The organism is Streptomyces antarcticus (genome assembly GCF_026627255.1).
GTDB classification, from domain to species: domain Bacteria; phylum Actinomycetota; class Actinomycetes; order Streptomycetales; family Streptomycetaceae; genus Streptomyces; species Streptomyces antarcticus.
In genome coordinates this window covers 312,607-335,746 of record NZ_JAPNLM010000004.1, presented here as the reverse complement: position 1 = coordinate 335,746, position 23,140 = coordinate 312,607, and the positions used below count along the sequence as shown (strand labels likewise).

20 protein-coding genes and 1 pseudogene are annotated in these 23,140 nt (G+C 72.6%); 8 read left to right on the top strand and 13 right to left on the bottom strand.

Going from position 1 to position 23,140, the window contains the following annotated elements; translation table 11 throughout:
• Nucleotides 1-25 precede the first annotated feature (25 nt).
• From OTB16_RS09520 to OTB16_RS09500, 5 genes and pseudogenes are all read right to left on the bottom strand, one after another.
• Complete coding sequence (locus OTB16_RS09520) at nt 26-340, bottom strand: NIPSNAP family protein (RefSeq protein WP_267719642.1); 315 nt, start codon at nt 338-340, stop codon at nt 26-28.
• Nucleotides 341-613: 273 nt separating this feature from the next.
• Nucleotides 614-817, bottom strand: a pseudogene (locus tag OTB16_RS09515) (AraC-like ligand-binding domain-containing protein); the annotation flags it as partial.
• An 82-nt stretch (nt 818-899) separates the two neighbouring features.
• Complete coding sequence (locus OTB16_RS09510; RefSeq protein WP_267719641.1) at nt 900-1,931, bottom strand: MASE1 domain-containing protein; 1,032 nt, start codon at nt 1,929-1,931, stop codon at nt 900-902.
• 45 nt (nt 1,932-1,976) lie between these two features.
• Entirely contained in the window at nt 1,977-2,828 is an 852-nt protein-coding gene (locus OTB16_RS09505; protein WP_267719540.1) for a PP2C family protein-serine/threonine phosphatase, read from the bottom strand.
• A 94-nt stretch (nt 2,829-2,922) separates the two neighbouring features.
• A complete protein-coding gene (locus tag OTB16_RS09500) occupies nt 2,923-3,876 on the bottom strand; it encodes a GlxA family transcriptional regulator (protein WP_267719539.1) in 954 nt (317 codons plus the stop codon).
• A 235-nt stretch (nt 3,877-4,111) separates the two neighbouring features.
• On the opposite strand from OTB16_RS09500, the gene OTB16_RS09495 reads away from it, so the two are divergent.
• The 3 genes from OTB16_RS09495 to OTB16_RS09485 all read left to right on the top strand — a co-directional run bounded on the left by OTB16_RS09495 (nt 4,112) and on the right by OTB16_RS09485 (nt 7,367).
• Nucleotides 4,112-4,780 (top strand): DJ-1/PfpI family protein, encoded by a 669-nt coding sequence (locus OTB16_RS09495; protein WP_267719538.1) that lies wholly within the window; start codon nt 4,112-4,114, stop codon nt 4,778-4,780.
• A gap of 166 nt (nt 4,781-4,946) precedes the next feature.
• Nucleotides 4,947-5,426 carry a DUF2269 family protein gene (locus tag OTB16_RS09490; RefSeq protein WP_267719537.1) on the top strand — a complete coding sequence of 160 codons (480 nt, stop codon included), beginning with the start codon at nt 4,947-4,949 and terminating at the stop codon, nt 5,424-5,426.
• Nucleotides 5,427-5,690: 264 nt separating this feature from the next.
• Complete coding sequence (locus tag OTB16_RS09485) at nt 5,691-7,367, top strand: carbohydrate binding domain-containing protein (RefSeq protein WP_267719536.1); 1,677 nt, start codon at nt 5,691-5,693, stop codon at nt 7,365-7,367.
• 525 nt (nt 7,368-7,892) lie between these two features.
• On the opposite strand, the gene OTB16_RS09475 is transcribed toward OTB16_RS09485, so the two are convergent.
• From OTB16_RS09475 to OTB16_RS09465, 3 genes are read right to left on the bottom strand one after another with little or no spacing between them, the layout of a single operon-like run.
• A complete protein-coding gene (locus OTB16_RS09475) occupies nt 7,893-8,741 on the bottom strand; it encodes an amino acid ABC transporter ATP-binding protein (protein ID WP_420717655.1) in 849 nt (282 codons plus the stop codon).
• 7 nt (nt 8,742-8,748) lie between these two features.
• Nucleotides 8,749-9,579, bottom strand: a complete 831-nt coding sequence (locus tag OTB16_RS09470; protein WP_420717654.1) for an amino acid ABC transporter permease — start codon at nt 9,577-9,579, stop codon at nt 8,749-8,751.
• Nucleotides 9,546-10,385, bottom strand: coding sequence for an ABC transporter substrate-binding protein (locus OTB16_RS09465; protein WP_267719534.1), 840 nt, complete (start codon nt 10,383-10,385; stop codon nt 9,546-9,548). Before OTB16_RS09465 ends, OTB16_RS09470 begins: the two co-directional genes overlap by 34 nt.
• A gap of 282 nt (nt 10,386-10,667) precedes the next feature.
• On the opposite strand from OTB16_RS09465, the gene OTB16_RS09460 reads away from it, so the two are divergent.
• The 4 genes from OTB16_RS09460 to OTB16_RS09445 all read left to right on the top strand — a co-directional run bounded on the left by OTB16_RS09460 (nt 10,668) and on the right by OTB16_RS09445 (nt 16,000).
• Nucleotides 10,668-11,018: a hypothetical protein gene (locus OTB16_RS09460; protein ID WP_267719533.1), complete on the top strand. Its 351-nt coding sequence runs from the start codon at nt 10,668-10,670 to the stop codon at nt 11,016-11,018.
• Nucleotides 11,019-11,486: 468 nt separating this feature from the next.
• Nucleotides 11,487-12,134, top strand: a complete 648-nt coding sequence (locus OTB16_RS09455; protein ID WP_267719532.1) for a sortase domain-containing protein — start codon at nt 11,487-11,489, stop codon at nt 12,132-12,134.
• Nucleotides 12,135-12,429: 295 nt separating this feature from the next.
• Entirely contained in the window at nt 12,430-14,715 is a 2,286-nt protein-coding gene (locus OTB16_RS09450; RefSeq protein WP_267719531.1) for a protein kinase domain-containing protein, read from the top strand.
• A 175-nt stretch (nt 14,716-14,890) separates the two neighbouring features.
• Nucleotides 14,891-16,000, top strand: coding sequence for a M20 family metallopeptidase (locus tag OTB16_RS09445; protein ID WP_267719530.1), 1,110 nt, complete (start codon nt 14,891-14,893; stop codon nt 15,998-16,000).
• A gap of 103 nt (nt 16,001-16,103) precedes the next feature.
• Here OTB16_RS09445 and OTB16_RS09440 read toward each other — a convergent pair whose 3' ends face one another.
• Complete coding sequence (locus tag OTB16_RS09440; protein WP_267719529.1) at nt 16,104-16,604, bottom strand: nucleoside 2-deoxyribosyltransferase domain-containing protein; 501 nt, start codon at nt 16,602-16,604, stop codon at nt 16,104-16,106.
• A gap of 658 nt (nt 16,605-17,262) precedes the next feature.
• Between OTB16_RS09440 and OTB16_RS09435 the strand changes: the two genes are divergently transcribed.
• Entirely contained in the window at nt 17,263-18,630 is a 1,368-nt protein-coding gene (locus OTB16_RS09435) for an AI-2E family transporter (protein ID WP_267719528.1), read from the top strand.
• Between the two features lie 25 nt (nt 18,631-18,655).
• Here OTB16_RS09435 and OTB16_RS09430 read toward each other — a convergent pair whose 3' ends face one another.
• The 4 genes from OTB16_RS09430 to OTB16_RS09415 all read right to left on the bottom strand — a co-directional run bounded on the left by OTB16_RS09430 (nt 18,656) and on the right by OTB16_RS09415 (nt 22,822).
• Nucleotides 18,656-19,243, bottom strand: coding sequence for a hypothetical protein (locus OTB16_RS09430; RefSeq protein WP_267719639.1), 588 nt, complete (start codon nt 19,241-19,243; stop codon nt 18,656-18,658).
• A gap of 317 nt (nt 19,244-19,560) precedes the next feature.
• A complete protein-coding gene (locus tag OTB16_RS09425) occupies nt 19,561-20,367 on the bottom strand; it encodes a carbohydrate ABC transporter permease (RefSeq protein ID WP_267719638.1) in 807 nt (268 codons plus the stop codon).
• Nucleotides 20,368-20,507: 140 nt separating this feature from the next.
• Nucleotides 20,508-21,503, bottom strand: coding sequence for a carbohydrate ABC transporter permease (locus tag OTB16_RS09420; RefSeq protein WP_267719527.1), 996 nt, complete (start codon nt 21,501-21,503; stop codon nt 20,508-20,510).
• A gap of 14 nt (nt 21,504-21,517) precedes the next feature.
• On the bottom strand, nt 21,518-22,822 hold the full coding sequence (locus OTB16_RS09415; RefSeq protein WP_267719526.1) for an extracellular solute-binding protein: 1,305 nt from the start codon (nt 22,820-22,822) through the stop codon (nt 21,518-21,520).
• Between the last annotated feature and the right edge of the window lie 318 nt (nt 22,823-23,140).

The window sequence follows — 23,140 nt, the reverse complement described above, 5'->3', positions numbered from 1 at the left end:
TTGTGCAGCACGCCGGTCCGGATGGTCAGCGACCGCCGCCGTCGAGCGGCCGCAGGAAGCGGCGCTCGTACCGCTTGATGCAGCGGGTGTCACGTGCCAGGTCGAAGGCCGCCTGGCACTCCGGGTCGGACATGCTGTCCGTGCGGTACTGCTCGTAGACGGCGAGGCTGGGGAACGAGAAGAGGGCGTAGGCGATGTCGCTGTCGCCCTCGCTCGGCAGGAAGTAGCCGTGATGGGTGCCGCCGAACCGGTTGACCAGCCCCACCCAGCGGCGCCCGTACTCCTCGAAGTCGGCGAGCTTGTCGACGTCTATCTCGTACTTCAGATGAATGGTGATCACGGACCCATCATGCCGTGTGCCCGCTGCGCCGGCGCGCTCCGCAGGCCGCCCGGGCCGCAGCCGTGCTGGGGCGTCGGCGCGGGGGCGCTGTGGGCGGCGGGCCGGTTCAGGGCGCTGTGTCCTGATCCAGTCGCCCAGGCAGACGCCGCCCCGCGACAGGACCTTGTAGAGCTGGGCCAGGCGGCGCGGACAGGTGGGGGTGAGGTCGGCCAGCGGGTCGCGGCGGCTGAAGCGGATGGCGGTGACCTGGCCCAGCAGCCATGCGGGCAGCGCGAGTTCGCTGTGCGCGACGCGGAAGAAGTGCTGGTGGATGCCGTTCTCGTTGACGAGGGTGTAGGGGCGGGTGGTGTCGTACAGCGCCAGGTCGCCGGGCTGGAGCACGGCCTCCCGGCCGTCTTGGACGACCATGCTGCTGCCGGTGACCTGAAGCCCGACGAACACGCTCGGCGGCATGTCGTCGCGGGCGAGGGACGGCACGAAGCAGGGTCCGCTGTGCCCGCAGGTGCCCAACCCGTACGGGCGGATCTCCAGCCTGACGGAGGACTGCCTGGGCGGGCGGCTATCCGGCGTCCGGCCGGGAGTCGTCCGGCCGGGAGTCGTCCGGCCGGGAGTCGTCCGGTTCCTTCGGTACGGGCCAGCGGTGCGACACCCGCCCGGACGCGAGCTGTTCGACGACCTCGGCCAGTTCCTGGCACGCCTGCTCGATCCCCAGGCGGATGGTCTTCTGTTCGGTGACGAGCGCCGACAGCAGCAGCGAGGTCAGGGCCGCGGCGCCGTTGAGCGCCTGGAGGTTGGCCATGCCCTGGAGCAGCGTGTGGTCGCCGAACGGGCCGAGCCGGCCGATCGCGGCCGCGTTCGCCAGGACGGACACGAGCAGCATGCACGGCGCGCTGCCGGCCAGCTGGAAGCGCAGGGCGGCCCAGATCAGGAGCGGGAAGACGAGGAAGAGCACCGCCAGGTCGCTCCTGGTCGCCAGGAGGGTGATCCCGACGGCGGACACGGTCAGGGCGCACACCTCGGCCCACCGGTACGTCTCCAGGGGCAGGCGGGCCCGGCGCAGCACCAGGAGCAGGGGCGTGATCACGAGCACGCCCATGGCGTCACCGGCCCACCACGTCCACCACACGGTCCAGAACCCGCCGTCCGGCAGGACGTCGGTGAGTTCCAGCAGCCACGCCCCGACGGTGGCGCTGATCAGCATCGGCACCATCCCGCCGAGGAAGACCAGGGCGACCCCGTCGCGCAGCCGGTCGAGCTCGACGCGGAAGCCGACGCGCCGGAGCATCAGGCAGGCGCAGACGGGGGCGAGGGTGTTGCCCGCGACGATCCCGAGCCCGACGGGGTCGATGGGACTGATCGACTGGATGACGAGCAGGGCGCCGATCGCGATCCCCGGCCAGACCTTCAGGCCCATCCAGAGCAGACAGCCCAGGGCGATGCCGGTGGGCGGCCACAGCGGGGTGACGACCGCTCCCTCGACGACCACCTGCTGGAGCAGGCCGATGCGCCCGCCCGCGTAGTAGGCGGCGGCCACGGCGACGATCCGAAGCACAGCCGGGAACAGACGTCGGAAGCCCTCGGTGCGCATCACTGCATCAGACAACAGCCGGCGGTCGTCGGTGGCGCGTGACACGCGCTATGGCGCAGGCCGCGTCGTGCGATCCGGAGGGGGGCCGCCCTCGTGCCGCAGCACGAGCACGGCGGCGTCGTCCTCGTGGCCGGTGGAGTCCGCGACCTTCATCACCTCGGCCGCCAGGTCGCCCGGATCCGCGCCGACGCCCGCCCGGATCACCTCGGCCACCCGGGCCAGTCCCGCTTCGATCGGGAAGGAGGGGCCTTCCACCACACCGTCGGTGACCAGGACGAACGAGCCGGCCGTCGTCAGCGGGAGCCGGGTGACCGGGTACTCGGAACCCGACAGCATGCCGAGCGGGAGGCCGCCCTCGTCCTCCACGACGCCGTACTCCCCGCCCGTCGTGGCCCACACGCCGGGCACGTGGCCCGCGCGGGCGCTCTGGATCTCCCAGTTCACCGGGTCGAAGCGGACGAAGGTGCAGGTCGCGAAGAGGTCGCAGTCGACCGACAGGAGGAGTTCGTTGGCCCGTCTGAGCACCTCGCCCGGGTCGGCGGCGGAGGCGGCCACGGCGCGTACGGCGATTCTGACCTGACCCATGAAGGCCGCCGCCTCGACGTCGTGGCCCTCCACGTCACCGATGGAGAAGCCGAGGGCGCCGCTGGGCAGCCGGAACCCGTCGTACCAGTCGCCGCCCACGCTCAGGCCGTGGCGGGCGGGCGCGTACCGGGCCGCCGTACGGAGCCCCGGCAGCGCGGGAAGGGAGGCGGGCAGGATCTCGCGCTGCAGCGCCTCGGCCAGCTCCACCCGGGCCTGGTGGAGCTCGGCTCCCTCCCTGGCCTGGGCGGTCAGCCTCCCGAGCCTGGTCAGCAAGTCGTCCGCGGTCGCCGACCGCTTGGACTTATGGGAGGTCATGGGGCGCTCCGAGGTACGTCCGCTTCAGGGCCCTGGCACGAAAACCCCGCCTCATCATATTTCGGCCGCCCGGTATTCACACGGCGAGCGGCGTTCAGCCGCTGCGGGCCGTCTGGAAAGCGCGTCGGTAGGCGTGGGGGCTGGTCCCGACGAGGCGCTTGAAACGGTCCCGGAAGGCGGTGGGCGATCCGAAGCCGACCTGGGTGGCGATCCGGTCGACGGGGTGCGCGGTGGTCTCCAGCAGGTACTGGGCCTGGCGGATCCGCGCACGGTGCAGCCACTGGAGCGGGGAGGTGCCGGTCTGCTCGCGGAAGCGCCGGTTCAGGGTACGGATGCTCATGCCCGCCCGCGCGGCGAGGTCGTCGAGGGTCAGGTCCCGGCGGGCGTTGTCCTCCATCCACCTCAGGAGGGGTTCGATCACCGAGCCGCGCGGGGCCGGCGGCTGCTCGTGGACGATGAACTGGGCCTGGCCGCCTTCCCGTTCGAGGGGCATGACGGCGAGGCGGGCGGCGTCGGCGGCCACGGCCGAGCCCAGGTCGGACCGGATCAGGTGCAGGCACAGGTCCAGGCCGGCCGCGGCCCCGGCCGAGGTGAGCAGCAGGCCGTTGTCCACGTAGAGCACGTCGGGGTCGACGTCGACGGCGGGATGGAGGGCGGCGAGCTGGGGGGCGGCGAGCCAGTGGGTGGTGGCCCGCAGCCCGTCCAGGAGTCCGGTGGCGGCAAGGACGAACGCGCCCGTGCAGATGGACGCGAGGCGGGTGCCGTGGGCGGCAGCGCGTCGCAGTGCGTCGAGGACCTCGTCGGGGACGGGGGCCGAGGGGTCGCTCACGCCGGGGACGATGATCGTGTCCGCCTCGTCGAGCGCGGCGAGCGGCCAGGGCGCGCGCAGGGTGAAGGCACCGGCGTCGACCTCCTCGACGGGCGCGCACACGCGGACGCGGTAGGCGGGGCGGCCGTCGGGGAGCCGGGTGCGGCCGAACACGTCGATCGGGGTGGACAGGTCGAACGGGATGACCCCGTCCAGGGCGAGGACTGCCACGGTGTGCATGGCCCAACCATAGGAGACCACCGATACCGTCCAGCTCCCCGAAAGCCTTCTCATGCCTCTTACGCCCCAGGTCAAGGCGCTCTTGGACGTGTTGGCCAGAACCCGTTGGCATCTGGCATTCCAGCCACTACAGCACGGCCGCGCGGCTGACTACGGTCGGTGTCGGCGCCGCTCCTGGTGCCGATGCCGATGCCGGCGGATCCCCGCCGGCCGCGACAGAGAGGAACCGCCGCGGATGCTGTGCCAGATCGTGCTGTTCGACGGATTCGACCCGCTGGACGTCATCGCCCCCTACGAGGTCCTGTTCGCCGGCGGGATGGCGGCGCCGGGCACGCTCCGCGTGGAGCTGGTCTCGGCGGAGGGCCCGCGCGAGGTGCCCAGCGGCTCGGGGCTCCTGACCCTGCGGGCCACGGCGGCGCTCGACCCGCGACGCGCGGACCTCGTCGTCGTACCGGGAGCGGTGGGCCCGCTCGGCGATCCCGCGGGCGCGGGGGACGCGGGGAGCGGGGACTCCGTCCCCGCCGTGCTCGCCCGTTCCCTGCGGACGGGGCTGCCGGCCCTGCTCGGGGAAGCCCTGGGTCGCCCCGGCACGACCGTGGCCACCGTGTGCGGAGGTTCCGCGATCCTCGCGGCGGCCGGGCTGATCGCGGGTCGGCACGCCACGACGAACCACCTCGGCCTCCACCTGCTGGAGACCGCCGGTGTGATCGCGGTCGGCGCACGCGTCGTCGACGACGGAGACCTGGTGACGGGGGCGGGCGTCACCTCGGGCCTGGACCTGGGCCTGTACCTGCTGGAGCGCGAGATCGGCCCCCGGATCGCCCACGCCGTCGAGCAGCTCTTCGCCCACGAACGCCGGGGCACCGTCTGGCGCGCCGCCGGGCCGGTCCCGGCCGGCTTCTGACACCCGTAGCCACCGACACCCGCCCGGCCGTCACCGGCTACGGCCGTCTCCAACCCGCGCCGTCACCGGCCCCCGACCTCGTTCCCCCGCACTCACCGACCGCCGCGCCCGGCGCCCGTCGCCCGGCGCCCAGCGCCCGTCGCCCAGCGAAAGCACCGCACCCGTCATGACGAAGTTCCTCCTGACCGTCCACGTCCTGGCCGCCATCATCACCATCGGGCCCGTGACCGTGGCCGCCAGCATGTTCCCGCCGTCCGCCCGCCGCGCCCTGGCCGCGCCCGACGACGCGACGGCCCGTGCCACGGTGCTGACCCTGCACCGCATCTGCCAGGTCTACTCCGTGGTCGCGGTCGCGGTACCGGTGTTCGGCCTGGCGACCGCCAACAGCCTGCACGTCCTCGGCAGTCCCTGGCTCCTGGCGTCGATCGCCCTCACCGTCGCCGCCGCTGCCGTGCTGGCCGCGCTCGTCCTGCCACGGCAGAGCTCCCTGCTGGCCGCCCTCGACGGCGCGGAGGGCGGGCCGGACGCCGAGGCCGCGGGGCGGGCCGCGCGGCGACTGGGCATGTACACGGGGGTGTTCAACCTGCTCTGGGCCACCGTGACCGTACTGATGATCGTCCGGCCGGGATCGACCACGGGGGCCTGAGTCCGCCGCGGCCGGTACGTGGCGAGGCCGACGGGCTCACCCCGTGTTGGCGGCCATGGGTGCCGGGCGGTCAGGCGGCGCCCGATGGCCGGAAGTTGGTCCAGACCTGTTGACGGCGGGCCATCCGGAGCAATAGGTTCCCGGTCACACGGCGGTCAGGCATCGGCTCCCCCCACCAGGCCCACCGCCCTCACGGGACACCCCTTCCGGCGGCCGTACGCCACGTCTCGCGTTCCCCGTCACTCCCCCCACGGAGGCACTTCCTTGCGTACCCGCATCCGCACCCGCACCCGCCTCGCCTGCGGCCTGGGTGCCACCCTGCTCGGCGCGGCCGCGGTACTGACCTCTCCCGGCTCCGCGTTCGGCGCGAACATCCTCACGAACGGCGACTTCGAGTCCGGCACGACGGCTGGCTGGTCCTGCGGCGGAGGCCTGGGCTCGGTCGTGAGCTCCCCCGTGCACGGGGGCGGCAAGGCGCTGGCCGGCGCCGCGGGCGCGGCCGACACCGCCAAGTGCACGCAGACCGTGGCCGTCCTGCCGAACACCGCGTACACGCTGTCCGCATGGGTCCGCGGCAGTTACGTGTACCTCGGCGTCACCGGCGGAACCTCCACCTGGACAACCTCGGCCGGCGCCTACACCAAGCTCACCGTCTCCTTCACCACCGGCGCCTCGCAGACCAGCGCGCAGATCTACCTCAACGGCTGGTACGGGCAGGGAACGTACTACGCCGACGACGTCACCCTCGACGGACCCGGTGGCGGCGCGGACACCGTCGCCCCCACCGCGCCGGGCAGCCTCGCCCCCACCGGGAAGACCTCCTCCAGCGTCTCGCTCGCCTGGACGGCCTCCACCGACAACGTCGGCGTCACCGGTTACGACGTCTACCGGGGCGCCGACAAGGTGGCCACGTCCACCACCACCGGCGCGACCGTCACCGGCCTCTCCCCCCGCACCGCGTACTCCTTCACGGTGCGCGCCCGCGACCTGGCGGGCAACACCTCGCCGGTGTCCAACAGCGCCGCCGCCACCACCGACGACGGACCCGTGCCGGCCGGCTTCAAGCAGGCGGCGCCGTACCTGTACCTCGGCTGGGGCAACCCGCCGAGCGCGACCACGGTGATGAACGCGACCGGGGTGAAGTGGTTCACCATGGCCTTCATCCTGTCCTCCGGCGGGTGCAACCCGGCCTGGGACGGCCAGCGCCCGCTGACGGGCGGGGCGGACCAGAGCACGGTCGACGCGATCCGGGCGGCGGGCGGCGACATCGTCCCGTCCATCGGCGGCTGGCAGGGCACCAAACTGGGCCCCAACTGCGCCACCCCGGAGGCCCTGGCCGGCGCCTACCAGAAGGTGATCGACGCGTACGGGCTGAAGGCCATCGACGTCGACATCGAGAACACGGACGAGTTCGAGAACGCGGTGGTCCAGGACCGCGTGCTCGGCGCCCTCAAGATCGTCAAGCAGAACAACCCAGGCATCAAGACCATCCTGACCTTCGGGACCAGCACCACGGGACCCACCTCGTGGGGCAACCGCCTGATCGAGCAGGCCAAGGTCCTGGGCGCCGACATCGACGTGTTCACCATCATGCCGTTCGACTTCGGCAACGCGTCGACGGACATGTACGCCAGCACCGTCAGCGCGACCGAGGGGCTCAAGACCAAGCTCAGGTCCACCTTCGGCTGGGACGACGCCACGGCCTACGCGCACATCGGCATCTCCGGGATGAACGGCATCAGCGACACCCAGGAAACCACCACGGTCCAGAACTGGACCGGGATCCGCGACTGGGCCAACTCCCACCACATCGCCCGGCTCGCCTTCTGGTCCGTCAACCGCGACCGCGGCTGCCCGGGCGGCGGGCTTCAGGAGACCTGCTCCGGCATCGCCCAGAGCGACTGGCAGTTCACCTCCATCACGGCCGGCTTCACCGGCTGACCCGGACCGCCGTTCGTGCTCCGGCTCGCGGGCCGGAGCACGAACGCGTCGGGAGGTGCGAACGCGGGCCTCGGTGACGCCCTCGGCCGCGGCCCGGGCGGGCGGGGCCGCGGGGCCCGGGGCGGCCCGGCGGGCTCGTGCCGGGTCATGGCGACCCCTACGAGCACCACCGCCATGCCCGCGAGGACGCACGGGCCGAGTTCCTCGCCCAGCACCATGGCGCCGAGCGCCACCGACACCACCGGCAGCGGGTAGCGGGTAGCGGGTAGCGGGTAGCGGGTAGCGGGTAGCGGGTAGCGGGTAGCGGGTAGCCGACGGTGGCGGCGTTGGTCGCGCCCTCGTCGGCGATGATCCGGTACGTCAGGTGGAACGTGATGCCGGTGGCGAAGCCCCGAGGACGAGGACGGCGAACACCGTCACGGACTGCGGCCGGACCGCGTCCAGGCCGCCCGCGGGCAGGTCGGCGCCGTCAGCCCCGTGACGGCGATGAGCTGCGCCGCGGCGGCTTCGCCGTGGGGGTGGGGGTCACCCCGTGCCGGACCCGCCGTCCTCCGCCCTCGGCCGGCGGCCGTCGTCGGCGGGTGCGCCGGCCGCCGCCGGGTCCAGGATGCGGTTGAGGAAGTTCCGGGTGCGCTCCTGCCGCGGGTGGCCGACCACCTGCGCCGCCGGGCCCTGCTCGACGATGACTCCGCCGTCCATGAACACGACGCGGTCCGCGACCTCGCGGGCGAAGCTCATCTCGTGGGTGACGACCATCATCGTCATGCCCTCGCCCGCCAGTACCCGCATCACCGACAGCACCTCGCCGACGAGTTCGGGGTCGAGCGCCGACGTCGGCTCGTCGAAGAGCATCACCTCCGGCCCCATCGACAGGGCCCGCGCGATGGCCACCCGCTGCTGCTGGCCGCCGGACAGCTGTGCCGGGTAGGCGTCGGCCTTGTCGGCGAGCCCGACGCGTTTCAGGTTCTCCAGGGCGACGGCGGCGGACCGCGCCTTGTCCCTGCCCAGCACCCGGCGCTGGGGCAGGGTGAGGTTCTCCGTGACGCTCACGTGCGGGAAGAGGTTGAACTGCTGGAAGACCATGCCGATGCGGCGGCGTACGGCGTCGATGTCGACGTCGAGGTCGGTGACCTCGGTGCCTCCCACGAAGACCTGTCCCCCGCTCGGCTCCTCCAGCAGGTTCACACAGCGCAGCAGCGTCGACTTGCCCGAGCCCGAGGGCCCGATGACGCACACCACCTCGCCTCGGGCGACCTCCAGGTCGATCCCGCGCAGCACGTGGTTGTCACCGAAGGACTTGTGCAGTCCCCGGATCTCGATCTCCGGGCGGTCCGTGGCCATCGTGTCGTCCACCGCTTCCGTCTTCCGTGGCATCTGGTCCTCACACGGCCTTGTCCGCGCGGGCCTCGAGGCGGCGCACCACGAAGCTCAGCGGCACGGTCACCAGGAGGTAGCAGAGGCCGGCGACGAGGATGGGGGTGGAGTTCGCGGTCTGGCTGGCGAGGTCCCGTCCGAACTTCGTCAGTTCCCGCTCCTGCAGGGTCACGCCCAGGAACAGCACCAGCGAGGAGTCCTTGAACAGCAGGACCAGTTCGTTCGTCAGCGGCGGGATGACGATGCGGAAGGCCTGCGGGATGATCACGGACACCATGGCGCGGGCGTGCGAGAAGCCCAGTGAACGGGCCGCCTCCATCTGCCCCTTGGGAACCGCCTGGATGCCGGCCCGAATCGTTTCCGCCATGTACGCCGCCGCCACCAGGCCGAGACCGAGGGCCACCTTGCCGTACGTACCGCCGGGGATCTCGGTGCCGGGGAACGCCAGCGGTACCGCCACGCCCACGAAGATGAAGATCAGCAGGGCGGGGAGGCCCCGGAACAGCTCGATGTAGACGCTCGCGACCCACCGGTAGGGGGCTACCGAGGACAGCCTCATCATCGCGATGACCAGGCCGAGCACCAGGCCGAGCAGGAACCCGGACATCGTGTAGATCACCGTGTTGCGCAGAGCGGTGGTGATGATCTCCGGGAAGAGGCGGAGTGCCAGGTCCTTCTGCGCGAACTGGTTCTGGAGCCGGTCCCAGTCGGCAAGGACACCGATCAGGACCAGCACGGCGACGAAGACCGCGTACTGGATGCCCTGCGAGATCCGGCGCCGCTGCCGCCGGGTCAGGCGGGACGTCACGGCGTGGCCTGGGGCAGCGGCCCGATCCACTGCTCGTACAGCTTCTTGTAGGTGCCGTCGGCCTTGGCGTCCGTGATCGCCTTGTCGATCGCCGCCACGAGGGCGGTGTTGCCCTTCTTCACCGAGAAGCCGTACTGCTCACCGGTCTCGATGCTCTGTCCGAGCGCGAACTCGGCGGCGTTCTTGGGGTCCTTGAGCCATCCCTGGACGACCGGGTAGTCGATGACCACCGCGTCGACCTGCCCCGTGCGCAGCCCGTTGAGCACCGCGTCCGAGCTTTCGAAGGCGACCGGGTCGAAGCCCTGGGCCTTGGCGTAGCTCTCGCCGGTGGTCTCGGCCTGGGCTCCCAGCTTCTTCGACGTGGCCTTGACGTCGGCGAGGGAGGTGACGCCGCTCTTCTTGGTGGCGAGGAGCGCCTGCGTCGCGTCGAAGTACGGGACGGAGAAGTCGACGTTCTTCTTGCGCTCGTCGGTGATGGTCATGCCGGCCGCGGCGAGGTCGCACTCGCCGGAGTTCAGGAAGGCGCCCGTCTTGAAGTTCTCGAAGGGCGTGTCGAGGATCTTCTGCTCGACCTTGAGCCTGCTCGCGACAAGGTCGACCAGGGCCACGTCGAAACCGACGACCTTGCCGTCCTGCTCGAACTGGAACGGCGGGTAGGGCAGGTGGGTGCAGGTGGTCAGGTGGCCCTTCTCGACGACGGGGACCCCGCCGGCCGCCTCACCGGCCCCCTCGCCACCGGAGGAACAGCCCGCGACGAGGAGCGCGCACGCCGCGGCGGCGCCGGCTGCGGTGCGGATGCGGAAGCTGCTGCGGTTTCCTCTGGCCGTCCGGAACACGGTTGACCTCCACGAGTGCGGGGCGTGCGGCGGTCGCGGGACGAGACCGTCCGCCGAGATCGTAAGCCACGGGTGGCGTGCGGCGAGGGATCATTCGTGATGCGTTCCGGGGCTGGGGAGACACATCCGGCCATGATCGCGAATCCCGGTGGTCGCGGACCGGCACGATCTCCCCTTCGGCGCTCTCCCCCGGGCGGGGGAGACCGATCGCTCCGGTGGGGGACGTGGCCGGGCCCGGTGGCGTTGGAGCATGGAATTCCTGCTGCTGGAGGGGGAGTTCGAATGGACCGATGGGACAGGTGTGGCCGGCGGGCGGCCTGCGGGGCGGCGCTGGCGCTGACCCCGTACCTCCTGATCATGGTGTTGTGGGTGGTCGGCTCCCTCGTCGGGGTGCTCCCCGCCGGCCGGGGGTTCGGCGTGGCGGAGTGGCTGGCCCTCAACACCGTCACGATCGGCATAGCGGCGATCGGCATGGCGGCGATCGGCATCACGCCGGCGCTCGCCCTGCTGCGGCCGTGGGGGAAGCGGATACCGGGGGCGCCGGTCGCGCTCTGGCGCCTGAGTGGGGTCGGGGTTCCTCGTCTCGCTCCTGCCGTTCGGCGTCATCGGTGCGCTCCTGGACGCGGGCGGTGACTCGCGGGGCGATGGCGGTGGCGGGGGTGGGGCCGGGGATCCGGGTGTGCCGGCGTGGGAGGGGCTGCTGATGGAGTGCGGTTTCCTCGGCATGGGGCTGGGGCTGGCCCATGCCATCCCCGCCTGCCCGCGGCGCCGCCGGCCGGGCTCTCGCCTGCGGGTCGGCAACGGCCCGCGCACGGACCGGCCTTGCCCCTCTGCCGTGGCAGCGGCGGTCGGCCTGGTCTGGCTCTACTGGGCGGCCGGTGGCAGCCTGGGCACCGTACATCCGGCCGAGCGGCGCATCCGGTGGTACCGGCCCTGGGCGGCAGCAGGGGATCATCGGGTGGTGGCCGTCACGAAGCGGCCCGGGGTCCCGGCGGGCCGGTGCCGCTCTGCCGCTGCCGCATCCGCTGCCGCGTGCGACGCTGGAAGGGCCAACCGGGCCTGACTGACCCCGCGCGGCCCGGCCGACCCATGGACGCCGCCATGACCCGAATGCCGTTCCTCGCCTCCCGTACCATGCCCGCGGCTCTCGCCGGCGCCGCGCTCGTCGTCCTGCTGGCGGCTCCGAGCGCGCCCGCGTTCCCGTCCGGGTCCGCCTCCGCGCCCGCCCGGGCCGCCGCGCTCGTACAGACGGCCTCGCTGTCGATCCCCGCCATCGGGGTGTCCGGGCTGCCCGTGATCCCGTACCCGGGCAGCCCCGACGACGCGCCGGGCACCCGGATCCAGGACCAGGGGGGCGCGGCCAGCCCGTACGGTCCCGGCGGCGGGGTCGGACCCGGCGACGTGGGCAACTACATCGTGACCGGGCACCGGATCACTGCGGGCGGGCCGCTGCGGGCCCTGCCGTCGCTGCCGACGGGCGCGTCCGTGTTCGTCACGGCCGGCGGCGTGACGTACCAGTACACGATCACCGCGACCCGGACGACGTCCTTCCGCGCGCAGGCCTCGATGGCCGCGCAGCGCGCCGCGGTACCCGGCTCTCCCGGCGCGGCGCCTACCCGGGCGATGATCACGGTGACCACCTGCCTCACGCCGGAGGACGACGCGGCGGGCAACTTCTGGCGGGACGCGCAGAACAATCCAGAACACCGCCTCGACAAGATCGGCGTCCTCACCGCCACCAAGCCCTGACCGGCTACCGCCGAGCCCCGACCAGCACCGCCACCGAGCCCCGACCGGCTGCCCCGACCGGCTGCCCCGACGAGCCGTGACCGGAAGTCGCCGCGGCCGGTTCCCCGTGGCGGAGCGACCGGATCCCGTCGAGCCCTGGACCGACCCCGGTCGGGCGCCGGGCACACCGGCTGCGCCAGCCCGCACGCCGCTGCCCCACGACCCACACCGAGGACCGCACGGCTCCGCTTGACGGGTACGCGGCGCGGCAGGTAGGGAGATGCTGTCACGGCACGGGGTTCGAAACGGGGGAAACATGAAGCCGCTCGAAACGGGCGATCCCATCTCGGTAGGCGAGGGCCGCTATCGGCTGGTGGGACGGCTCGGCCAGGGGGGCATGGGCGTGGTCTACCTGGGCCGTTCCCGGTCCGGCCGCGCGGTGGCCGTCAAGGTCGTACGTCCCGAGCTGAGCACGGAGCCCGGCTTCAAGCGCCGGTTCGCCGCCGAGGTGGCGGCCGCCCGGCGGGTCGGCGGATTCCACACGGCGCCGGTCGTCGACGCAGAGCCGGAAGGCGATCCGGCCTGGCTGGTGACGGCCTTCGTACCGGGCCCCACCCTGCAAGCGGTCCTCGCCCGCGTCGGGGCGCTCCCCGTGGACACGCTGACGGTCCTGGCCGCCGGTCTCGCCGAGGCACTGGAGGCGATCCACCGGGCCGGGGTGATCCACCGCGACCTCAAACCCGCGAACATCATCGTCGCCGAGGACGGGCCGCGCGTCATCGACTTCGGCATCGCGCGCGCTCTCGACGGGACGGCGCTGACCCAGACCGGGCTGCAGATCGGCACGCCGGGATTCCTGGCGCCGGAGCAGCTCACCAGTGGCATCGTCACTCCCGCGGTGGACATGTTCGCCCTGGGAGTGGTGCTCGCCCAGGCCGCGGGCTGCTCCCCCTTCGGCGACGGCCCGTCGGCGGCCCGGCACTACAAGGTCGTGCACGAGGAACCGGACCTGGCCGCCATCCCCGACGAACTCCGCGAGGCCATCGCCGCCTGTCTGTCCAAGGACCCCGGGGCGCGGCCCACCCCGACGGCGTTCCTCGGCCGGCTGACGGTCCGCCACCCGGCCGGTGACGGCTGGCTGCCGGACGAGGCCACGCAGCTGCTCCCGCGGCACGACCCGGCGGAGCAGCCGGGTACGGCTGACGTACGGGACGGGCCGGACACCCCGTGGCCCGTACCGGCGCCGGAAGTCCCCGCGACGACCCCGCAGACCGCGGCCACGGCCACACCCGATCCGCGGGCCGGCGCTCCGGCCACTCCCGACCCCCGTACGCGACCCACGCGCCCCGCGACCACGGCGACCGGCTCCGGGTCCGGGTCCGGGTCCGGGTCCGCCGGCCGACCGGCCGGTGCGGCCGCTCCGGCCCCCACCGCGACCGACGTACCCGGATCCGTCCCCGTACCCGTCCCCGCGAGCGGTTCCTCGGCCGGACCCGTGTCCGGACCCGGCGCCGACCCCGGACACGGTCCCGGCGGCGCGGACGCGTGGCAGGCCGTCACCGTGCCCGGCGGGCCGGACACGGAGCGGCCTGCGGTCCGGGGCAGGGCCGGACCCCGGCGCGGCCGCCGCGCGGTGGTCGGGGCGGCGCTCCTGGCCGCTCTCGCGATCGGGGGCCTGTTCCTCTGGCAACCCTGGAACGGGTCCTCCGACGACGGTGCCAAGCCGGGTGCCCCCACTCCCACCCCCAGCGGCAGCGCCGCGCCGACTCCGGCACCCTTCCCGACCGACCCGCTTCTGATCCGTCAGGACACCGCCCCCGGCTGGCCCGCGACGTGTCACGGCGTGATCTCACGCCGCGACGCGGCGACGGACACGCCCCGCCGGCTCGTCCCGGGGAGGGCCTGCGACGTCCTGCCCCAGTGGTCCCCCGACCGCACGTCGTTCGCCTTCACGCGGACCACGTCCGAGGGGGCGTCCGTCTGGACGGCGAACGCCGACGGCTCGAACGCGCGGCGGATCGCCCCCATCGCAGGCGGCAGGGTGACGTGGTCGCCGGACGGCACCCGGCTCGCCGTGCTGCGAAAGAAGGACGGCGTCCAGCAGCTGTTCGCGGTGAACGTCTCCGACGGCGCCGCTCAGCAACTCACCGCGGGCACCGGCCCGGTCGAGGATCCGGCGTGGTCGCCGGACGGCAAACGCATCGCCGTCTGCCTGCAGACCGAGCCCGAGAACTGGCAGATCCACCTGGTCGACCCGGCGGCACCGGGCCGCGCCCCCGAGCAGGTGACGAGGCTGCCCCACCCGGCGCTCGACCCCGTGTGGTCCCCGGACGGCAGTACCTTCGCCTACACCGCGGGCACCTCCGGCCAGGGCACCCAGGGCGACATCCGTCTCGTGGCCGCGGACGGAGCCGACGACCGCGCCCTGGTGGCCACCGGTGCGCACGAGATGGACCCGGCCTGGTCCGTCGACGGCGGCTGGGTCGCCTTCGTCCGCGGCCCGTACGAGAAGCCGGTGGTCTGGGCCATCCGCGCGGACAAGACCGGCGAACGCGCCCTCACCGCCGACGGCGCCTCCGAGGGTCACCCGTCCTGGCGCTGAGACCGCGGGTACCGGCCGCCGCCGGGGCGCGGTGGCCCTCCGGGGCGTCCTCACGGTCGCGTTCGTGGCGTGTGCCGCCCTCGGCGTGTTCATGGAGAGACGCCGCACGAGGCGGTGATCCGTACGCCGGCCGACCGCCGCCGAACGGGGCGGGCCCGCCCGCTACCCTTTCGGCATGAGCATGCAAAAGGCCGCCGGCGTGAGTGTGGACGCGATGATCGAGGACCTCCGGACGCTCGTCGAGGTCGAGTCCCCCTCGCGCGACGCCGACGCCCTGACGTCCTCGGCCAAAGCCGTCGCCGCCGTCATCGAGAGCCGCCTGGGCGGGCACGCCGAGCTGGTGGAGAGCGAAGCCGGGCCGCACGTCCACTGGTCGGCCGGGGGCGAGCCCCACGTCCTGATCCTCGGTCACCACGACACCGTGTTCCCGCTCGGCACCCTTGAGCGACGCCCGTTCACCGTGCGGGACGGGCACGTGACCGGACCCGGCGTCTTCGACATGCTCGGCGGTCTCGTGCAGGCCGTGCACGGCCTGGCGACTCTCGACGACCTGTCAGGCGTGGAGATCCTGGTGTCCGCCGACGAGGAGGTCGGCTCGCGCACCTCGCGCGCCCTCATCGAGGAACGGGCCCTTGCCTGCGGAACCGTGCTCGTACTCGAGGGAGCTGCCGACGGCGGGGGTCTCAAGACGGGCCGCAAGGGCTGCGGCACGTTCGAGGTCTCCATCGCGGGCCGGGCGTCACACGCGGGCCTCGAGCCCGCGGCCGGCGTGAACGCCCTGGTCGAGGCGTCACACCAGGTACTGGCCATCGCAGGACTCGGCCGCCCCGACGTCGGCACGACCGTCACCCCGACCGTCGCGTCCGCGGGAACCCTGGACAACGTCGTTCCCGCGGAGGCGACCGTCACCGTCGACGTACGGGTCGAGTCGGCCGACGAGACCGAACGGATCGAGTCCGCGTTCGCGGCACTGACTCCGCGTCTCGACGGGGCGAGGATCACCGTACGGGGCGGCATCGGCCGGCCCCCGATGCCCGAGTCCGCATCGGCCGAGCTCTTCGCACTGGCCGGACGCCTGCTTCCCGGCCTCGAGGGCAGGGCGGTCGGCGGAGGCAGCGACGGCAACTTCACGGCCGCGCTCGGCGTACCGACCCTCGACGGCCTCGGGGCCGTCGGCGGCGGCGCCCACGCCGACCACGAGTACCTGGTGATCGCCTCGATGGCCGAGCGGGCGCATCTCGTGGCCGCACTGGTGGACGCCAGACGGCCCTCCCCGCCTGCCTGAATCACGTCCGGCCCGCGGCCTCGGCCCGAACGGCCCGACCGGCCCGACCGGCGACCGGCAACCGGCGACCGGCGACCGGCGACCGGCGACCGACCGTCACGGCCTATCCGGCGGTCCGAGCCGTGAGAAGGGTGAGCGCGGCGGCCACGGTGTCGTGCAGGGTCTCCCGGACCGGGACGCCGTGGCGGCGGGCGACGTGAATGAGGTAGCGATTGCGTTCGGGGTTGGGGCAGTCGGGCGGACAACCGAGGACGGCCCGGCCCGTGCCGACGTCGAGGCCGAACTCGACGTTGGTGGTGAAGCCGGGAAGGGACGCGAGGTCGCGGGGGATCCAGAAGAGGATCGCGTCGGCGTGCCGGCGGGCGTCGGTCTCCCAGTCGACCTGGTCGTCGTAGTCGGCGGCGCGGACCCCTCCCCGGGACTCCGGGCTCAGTACGGTCAGCCGCTGCGGGCCCGCCCACTGGGCGGCGAGTTCCCCGATCGCGTCGGGCCGCCAGGACGGGGCGGGCTGGTCGGCGCGCGGGGTGGGCCCGGCGAGGAAGACACTGGGCCCGGCAGCCGGGAGGGGTTCGCGGGCGTAGACGAGGTACGGGGTCACGGTCATCGGGTCTCTCCGGTTTCCGGCGGGGTCCAGGGGGGCGGCAGGCGCTCGGCCGCCGACGCGTCCGGCAGCCGCCGTCCGGTGCGCGGGGAGGCCGGGCGCGCCTGGTCCATGGGCGTGTGCCCCGCGCAGGCCGTTTTGCGCGGGCCCGGCCGACGGCTCCTGTGAGGCAGCCGTCCCGGGCGGGCTTCCGAGCGGGCGGCGCGTAAGGCGGCGCATCGGGGGCACTCGTGCTGCACAGCGTCGAGTCGAGGGATCGCCGTCCGGCGGCGGATCGGCAGGCGGTCCGCTCCGGCGACACGGGCAGTCGTCCGTACGCGCGGGGCAGCCGGTTACGGGCGTGGCGCGCAGCCCGCCCCAGCGAGGAGGTTGCGGTGAACCAGGCATGGGTGCATCTGCTGGTCATGGCTGTTGCTCTGGCCGTCCTGTTCCGCGAGTTCGCCCGGAGCGGCGGAAGGTGACCCTCCGGCGACGGCGCTGACCGGGTGGCCCCGGCAACTGCCCGGGCCACTGGAGACCGCCCTGGAGTCGGCCGTCGCGAGACCGCCCTGGAGTCGGCCGTCGCGAGACCGCGCTGGAGTCGGCCGTCGCGTCGGCGCCCGGGAGCCGATCACGGTTTCCGGCATGCAGTTCGCAACGAAACGAAAAGAAGGAATCCGTGGTGAATCCACCTCGATCGCTCGGCCCGGACGGATGGCTCGGCCGGGCCAAGGCGGGTGTCGCGGGCATAAGTGACCGCCGTGCCCGGCTCCAGGCCCGCCAGGAAGCGGAGTACGTCGAGGCGTGGGACGACGCCATCCAGGTCGAGGAGCGGCGTTCGGACCGCATCGCGGCCCGGGACGCCGCCGACGCGGTGCCGTGGGGCGTGCGCGTGGCCGCCGAGGCCGGCTGGCGGCTCCTGGTGCTGGCCGCCACCGTCTGGGTGCTGATGCGGGTGATCGGCGCGGTGCGGCTGGTCGTGCTCGCCTTCGCGGTCTCCCTCCTGATCACCGCGCTGCTCCAGCCGACCGTCGCACGGCTCCAGCGGCGCGGCGTGCCGCGCGGGGTGGCCACCGCGCTGACCGCCGTGTGCGGGTTCGTCGTCCTCGGACTCGTCGGATGGTTCGTCGTCTGGCAGGTGCTCGACAACCTCGACACCCTCTCCGGCCGGGTTCAGGAGGGCATCGGCGAGCTCAAACAGTGGCTCGTCGACAGCCCGCTGCACGTCACGGAAGGGCAGATCAACGACGTCGCCGACCGGCTGAGCGACAGCATCGGCACCAGCACGAGCGCGATCACCTCCACCGGTCTGCAGGGCGTGACCGTACTGGTCGAAGGCCTCACCGGCCTGCTGCTGGCCATGTTCTGCACCCTCTTCCTGCTCTACGACGGCGCGCGCATCTGGGACTGGACGCTCAAGCTGGTCCCGTCCTCGGCCCGTCCGGGTCTGGCGGGAGCCGGGCCGCGCGCCTGGCGGACGCTCACCGCGTACGTCCGCGGAACCGTCATCGTCGCCCTGATCGACGCCGTGTTCATCGGTGTCGGCATCTACATCCTCGACGTGCCGCTCGCCGTGCCCATCGCCGTCCTGATCTTCCTCGCGTCCTTCGTGCCGCTGGTCGGTGCGGTCGCCTCGGGCGCGCTGGCGGTCGTCGTCGCCCTCGTCACCCAGGGAGTCTTCACCGCGCTCATGGCGCTGGTGATCGTGCTCGTGGTGCAGCAGATCGAGGGACACGTGCTCCAGCCGTTCATCCTCGGACGGGCCGTACGGGTCCATCCGCTGGCCGTGGTCCTCGCCGTCGCCACCGGCGCCACCGTCGCGGGGATCGGCGGGGCCGTCGTGGCGGTGCCGCTCGTGGCCGTCGGCAACACCGTGATCGGATACCTCAGGTCGCGCGGCGCCTCGGGAACCGCCGCGCCGGACACCATCGAGCCCGCCGCCGGGAACAAGGGCGGGACCGGCCCGGAGACAGGGGGCGGGGACGGGCCCGGCCACGGGCACCACGGCACGGACATCCCCCGGCAGGCCGACGACGGCACACCCCCGTAGCGCCGTCGTGCTCGCCGGCCCGAGGTCAGCGAGCCCGACGGCGGGAGTTCCCCGTGTGGGGGCGTCGGCGGGCGACGGCCTCGGGCGCCGCTTCGGGCGAGGAGAACCCGCCGGGCACGGACACCCGCGCCGGACCAGGATCGGCCGGGGCGGAGCCGGAGGAGAAGGGGGAAGAGGAGGAAGAGGGGGAAGGGGACGCGGACGCGTTCGGCACGGCGCCGCCGGCGACCGGGCGCCGGGAGCGGCCGAGGACGGTGACGTGCGAGATCAGGGGCGCGCACGCCTGGCAGATCTCCGCGAGGGTCCACACCTGGCCGACGGCCGGGTTGTGGACGAGGAGCAGCAGCGGGGCGCCCGAACAGGCTGCGCGGGCGTCTTCGTGGAAGGCGCATCCGGCGGCCCCGCAGGCACACGCGGCGTTGGGGCGGACCGTCGCGAGCCGGGCGTGCGCGCGAACGTGCTCGGCGGCGAAGCGCCGCATGGCCGCGATGTCCTTCGACCGGGGCGGCATGCGGCACGCCTCGACGCTGCAGGAGACGGAGACGGTGTGGTCTCCGTGGCCGGTCAGGCGGACCGTCCAGGTCCGCCCCGCGACACGGGATCCGGGAATCATGGTCAAGGGAGGGCCGTCCGTTCACGTATGTGGTGGCATGCCGACCGTTCGGCTGGTGCGCGTGGAGGTGCTTCGCGCGGGCTCGGCCCGGTTCGCAGGGGCGCGCGGTGGCGGCCGGGCCGCGAGGCGTAGTACGTCGCGTCGAGGAGGGGACATGTGGCCGAACACGGCCTACTCGTCTTTTTCGCACGTGGCCGGTCAGCTGTCAACGGCGGCCCACCGGGGCGCGGGGAGGCACGAAGGGCGCAGGGCCGCGCCCCGGTGATCGACTTCGGTGGGCGGGCCGGGTGAACGACCCCGGCGGCCGGTGGCCCGGCTCAGTCCTTCACCGCGCCGCCGAGGCCGGACACCAGGCGGCGTTGGACGAGTACGAAGAAGACCAGCACCGGCACCGTCATCACCGTGGAGCCGGCCATGATGCCGCCCCAGTCGTTCTCGTCCGGTTTGAAGAACACCAGCAGCGCCATCGGGAGGGTGGACTGGGAGGTGTCGCTGATGATGAACGACTTGGCGAAGAGGAAGTCGTTCCAGGTGGAGATGAAGGAGAAGACGCTCGTCGCCACGAGCCCCGGGAAGACGAGGGGGAAGAGGATCTGCCACAGGAAGCGCGTGCGGCTCGCGCCGTCGATGCAGGCGGCCTCCTCCAGCGCCTCGGGAACCGCCTTCACGAAGCCGCGCAGCATCCAGATGGCGAACGGCAGTGAGAAGGCGATGTGGGGCAGGACCAGCGACCAGAGCGTGTTGAGCTGGCCGGTGTCCCGCATCAGGAAGAACAGCGGGATCGTCAGGGCCTCGATCGGCACCATCTGCGCGACGAGGAACATGATGAGCAGGGTCGTCCGGAACCTGAAGCGGAAACGGGTGACCGCCGTCGCCGCGAGGAAGGCGATCAGCGCGGACGCGAGGACCACGGATCCCGCGACGAAGAGGCTGTTGAGGAAGTAGCGCCCGAATTCCTGCTGCTCGAACACCCGGCGGAACGAGTCGAGCGACGGGGACAGCGTCCAGGGGCGCGCCTCGGTCGACTGGATCTCACCGGCGGGTTTGAAGGCGGAGAGCACCATCCAGTACAGCGGGAACGCCACGACCACCGCGACGACGAGCGCGGACGCCTCGGCGGCCAGCCGCCACGGGCGGCGGACGCGGAGCCTGCCGGTCGGAGCCGTGGAGGCACCGGCTCCGGTGGCGGCTCCGGCCCCGGTCGTGGACGCGGCCCCGGTCGTGGGCGTGGGCGTGGGGGGAACGGCCGGTGTGACGGTGCGGCTCACAGTTCTTCTCCCTGACGTCGCATGAGGCGCAGATAGACGAGGGTGACGGTCAGGAGGATCAGCAGCATGACGATGCCGATCGCCGAGCCCAGGCTGTACTGCGAGGACGCGAAGGCCTTCTGGTACGCGTACACGTTAAGGACGAGGTTCTGTCCGGCGATTCCCCCGCCGGCGGTCATCACGTAGATCTGGGTGAAGACCTTGAAGTCCCAGATGATCGACTGGATGGTGACGACGATGAGGATGGGCCGCAGCATCGGCGCGATGACGGAGCGCCAGGTCCGCCACTGGGAGGCGCCGTCCAGCGAGGCGGCCTCCAGTACCTCGGAGGGGATCGCCTTGATGCCCGCGTACACGGTCACCATCACGAACGGGAACGAGCACCAGACGACTTCGAAGAGGACGAGTGCGAAGGCGCTGTGGCGTCCGTACGTCCAGGAGAAGTCTCCGAGGCCGAGCATGCGGTTGACCGGGCCGTGGTCGGGGTCGAAGAGGAAGACCCAGACGGTGGAGCCGGTGACGGCGGGCGTCGCCCACGCGCCGAGCGCGGCCAGCATCAGGGCGAGCCTGGGGAGCGCCCTGACCCGGGTCAGCAGAACGGCGAGCGCGCAGCCGACGCCCAGCGTGGTGACCACGCAGGCGGCGGCGAACACGACGGTCGCCAGCAGGACCTCCCAGAACTGGCTGTCGGAGAAGAGGGTCCGGTAGTTGCCGAGGCCCTTGAAGGTGGTGGGTTCGCCGCCGCTGACCTGGGCCTGGGTGTATTCGAGGAAGGAGATCAGGCCGAGCTGGTAGATCGGGTAGACGAGCAGCGCGGCGAGTACGACCAGTGCGGGTGCGAGGTAGAGCCAGGGCGTCCAGCGGCTGCCGTGGCGCCCTCCGGAAGCCCGCTCGGGCGGGGTGACGGGTGGAGGGACGGGGGCGGGGGCGGTGGCCGGGGCGGTCTTCTCGGGGACCGCCTTCGGCAGGGCGGCCGTCGCTTCGTGCTTCATGTCGACGGGCCCGGTCAGCCGGCGTCGGAGAAGGCCGTGTTCATCTTCTTCGCCGCGTCACCGGAGGCGGCGGCCACGTCCTTCTTGCCGCTGACGATCTCCTGGAACATCGTCGGCAGGACGGTCGAGGCGTCGATCTGGCCCCATCCGGAGGAGGCCGGAACGAACTTGGTGCCCGCCGCGAGGGTCCGGACGAACGGCTCGACGAACGGGTCCTTCTTCGCCACCTCGGCCCGGACGTCGGTGTAGGTGGGCAGGAAGCCCATCGCGTCGAACAGCCCCCGCTGGGCGTCCTTGCCCGCGAACCTCTTCATCAGGTCGACGGCCAGGGTGCGGTGGGTGCTGCTCTTCAGGACGCCTATGTTGTTGCCGCCCGCGAACGCGGGGGCGATCTCGCCCTCCTTGACACCGGGCAGCGGGACGACGGCGTACTTGCCCTTGACCGCGCCTGCCTCGACGGCCTGGTGGCTGAAGTCACCGCCGATGGCCATGGCCGCGGTGCCCGAGGCGAACGCCGTGACGGTCGCGTTGCCGCCCATGGCGGCGCACTTGGCGGCCGGACAGTTGTCGTCGCCGAAGAGCGAGGTGTACGTCTCGATGCCCTTGCGCGCGGCGGCGCTGTCGATCGCCGAGGTGTAGGTGCCGCCGCTCTCCTCGGCGAGCTCACCGCCGTTGGCCCAGATGAACGGCATCGCTCCGTAGGTGTACGCGCCGCCGACGGCGATGCCGTACAGCTCGGGCTTGGCCTGGCGGATCCTCTTGGCCGTGGAGACCAGCTCGGCCTGGGTCTTCGGGGGCTGGAGCCCGAGCTCCGTGAAGACGTCGGTGCGGTAGTAGAGGGCGCGTACGCCGACGAAGAACGGGGCGCCGTACACCTTGCCGCCGACGGTGACCGACCGGGTGGCGGTGGGATCGGTGTCCTTGGCCTCCGCCCAGTCACCGAACTCCTTGCTGATGTCGGCGAGCCCGCCGTCCTTGACGTATCCGGCGGTGTCGGTGTTGCCGTACTCGATCAGGTCGGGTGCGCTCTTCGGGTCGTTGAAGGCGGCCTTGATCCGCTGGGCCCTGGTCTCGACCGGGATGTACTCGACCTCGACCTCGGCATCCCCGTGCTGTTGTGTGAAGGCGGCGATCGCCTGGTCCACGACCTTCTTCTTCGGGTCGTTGTTGACCTCTTGGAAGAGCCAGACGCGCAGGGTGCCGGACTTCTCGTCCTTCGAGGCGTCATTGGCGGCGGTCTGGGGGGCGCAGGCGGTGGCGGTGAGCCCGGCGAGGACGAACGCGGCGACAGGTGCGGCTATGCGGGAGCGGAGCTTCATTGGCGATCCCCAGGAGAAGAGTGCGAGTGCGTTGCGTCATGCGCAACGCCTGTTCCGTACTGCACAACTGGGAGGAGGCTAGAACGACTTAAACACGGGGACAAGTGGTCTCAACCACTCTGTGACCGGACGAAGCGTCCCGTGCAACGCACGACGCGGCGATCCGGGTGCGCGGAACGCGCGGCGGGGCGCTCGACCGCGTGCGGCGGACGGGTGCGGTGGACGGGTGCGGCGGACTGGTACGCGGCGCCCGGGACCTCGGGTTTCCGAACGTCAGAACAGGGTGGCGGATCGCCCCGGGAGGGAACTGCGGCCGTC

Bases quoted from the DNA above. Each gene is read 5' to 3' on its own strand.
- OTB16_RS09505 (WP_267719540.1), bottom strand. From the start codon at position 2,828: ATGACCTCCCATAAGTCCAAGCGGTCGGCGACCGCGGACGACTTGCTG.
- OTB16_RS09500 (WP_267719539.1), bottom strand. From the start codon at position 3,876: ATGCACACCGTGGCAGTCCTCGCCCTGGACGGGGTCATCCCGTTCGAC.
- OTB16_RS09495 (WP_267719538.1), top strand. From the start codon at position 4,112: ATGCTGTGCCAGATCGTGCTGTTCGACGGATTCGACCCGCTGGACGTC.
- OTB16_RS09490 (WP_267719537.1), top strand. From the start codon at position 4,947: ATGACGAAGTTCCTCCTGACCGTCCACGTCCTGGCCGCCATCATCACC.
- OTB16_RS09475 (WP_420717655.1), bottom strand. From the start codon at position 8,741: ATGCCACGGAAGACGGAAGCGGTGGACGACACGATGGCCACGGACCGC.
- OTB16_RS09460 (WP_267719533.1), top strand. From the start codon at position 10,668: ATGGACCGATGGGACAGGTGTGGCCGGCGGGCGGCCTGCGGGGCGGCG.
- OTB16_RS09455 (WP_267719532.1), top strand. From the start codon at position 11,487: ATGACCCGAATGCCGTTCCTCGCCTCCCGTACCATGCCCGCGGCTCTC.
- OTB16_RS09450 (WP_267719531.1), top strand. From the start codon at position 12,430: ATGAAGCCGCTCGAAACGGGCGATCCCATCTCGGTAGGCGAGGGCCGC.
- OTB16_RS09445 (WP_267719530.1), top strand. From the start codon at position 14,891: ATGAGCATGCAAAAGGCCGCCGGCGTGAGTGTGGACGCGATGATCGAG.
- OTB16_RS09440 (WP_267719529.1), bottom strand. From the start codon at position 16,604: ATGACCGTGACCCCGTACCTCGTCTACGCCCGCGAACCCCTCCCGGCT.
- OTB16_RS09430 (WP_267719639.1), bottom strand. From the start codon at position 19,243: ATGATTCCCGGATCCCGTGTCGCGGGGCGGACCTGGACGGTCCGCCTG.
- OTB16_RS09420 (WP_267719527.1), bottom strand. From the start codon at position 21,503: ATGAAGCACGAAGCGACGGCCGCCCTGCCGAAGGCGGTCCCCGAGAAG.
- OTB16_RS09415 (WP_267719526.1), bottom strand. From the start codon at position 22,822: ATGAAGCTCCGCTCCCGCATAGCCGCACCTGTCGCCGCGTTCGTCCTC.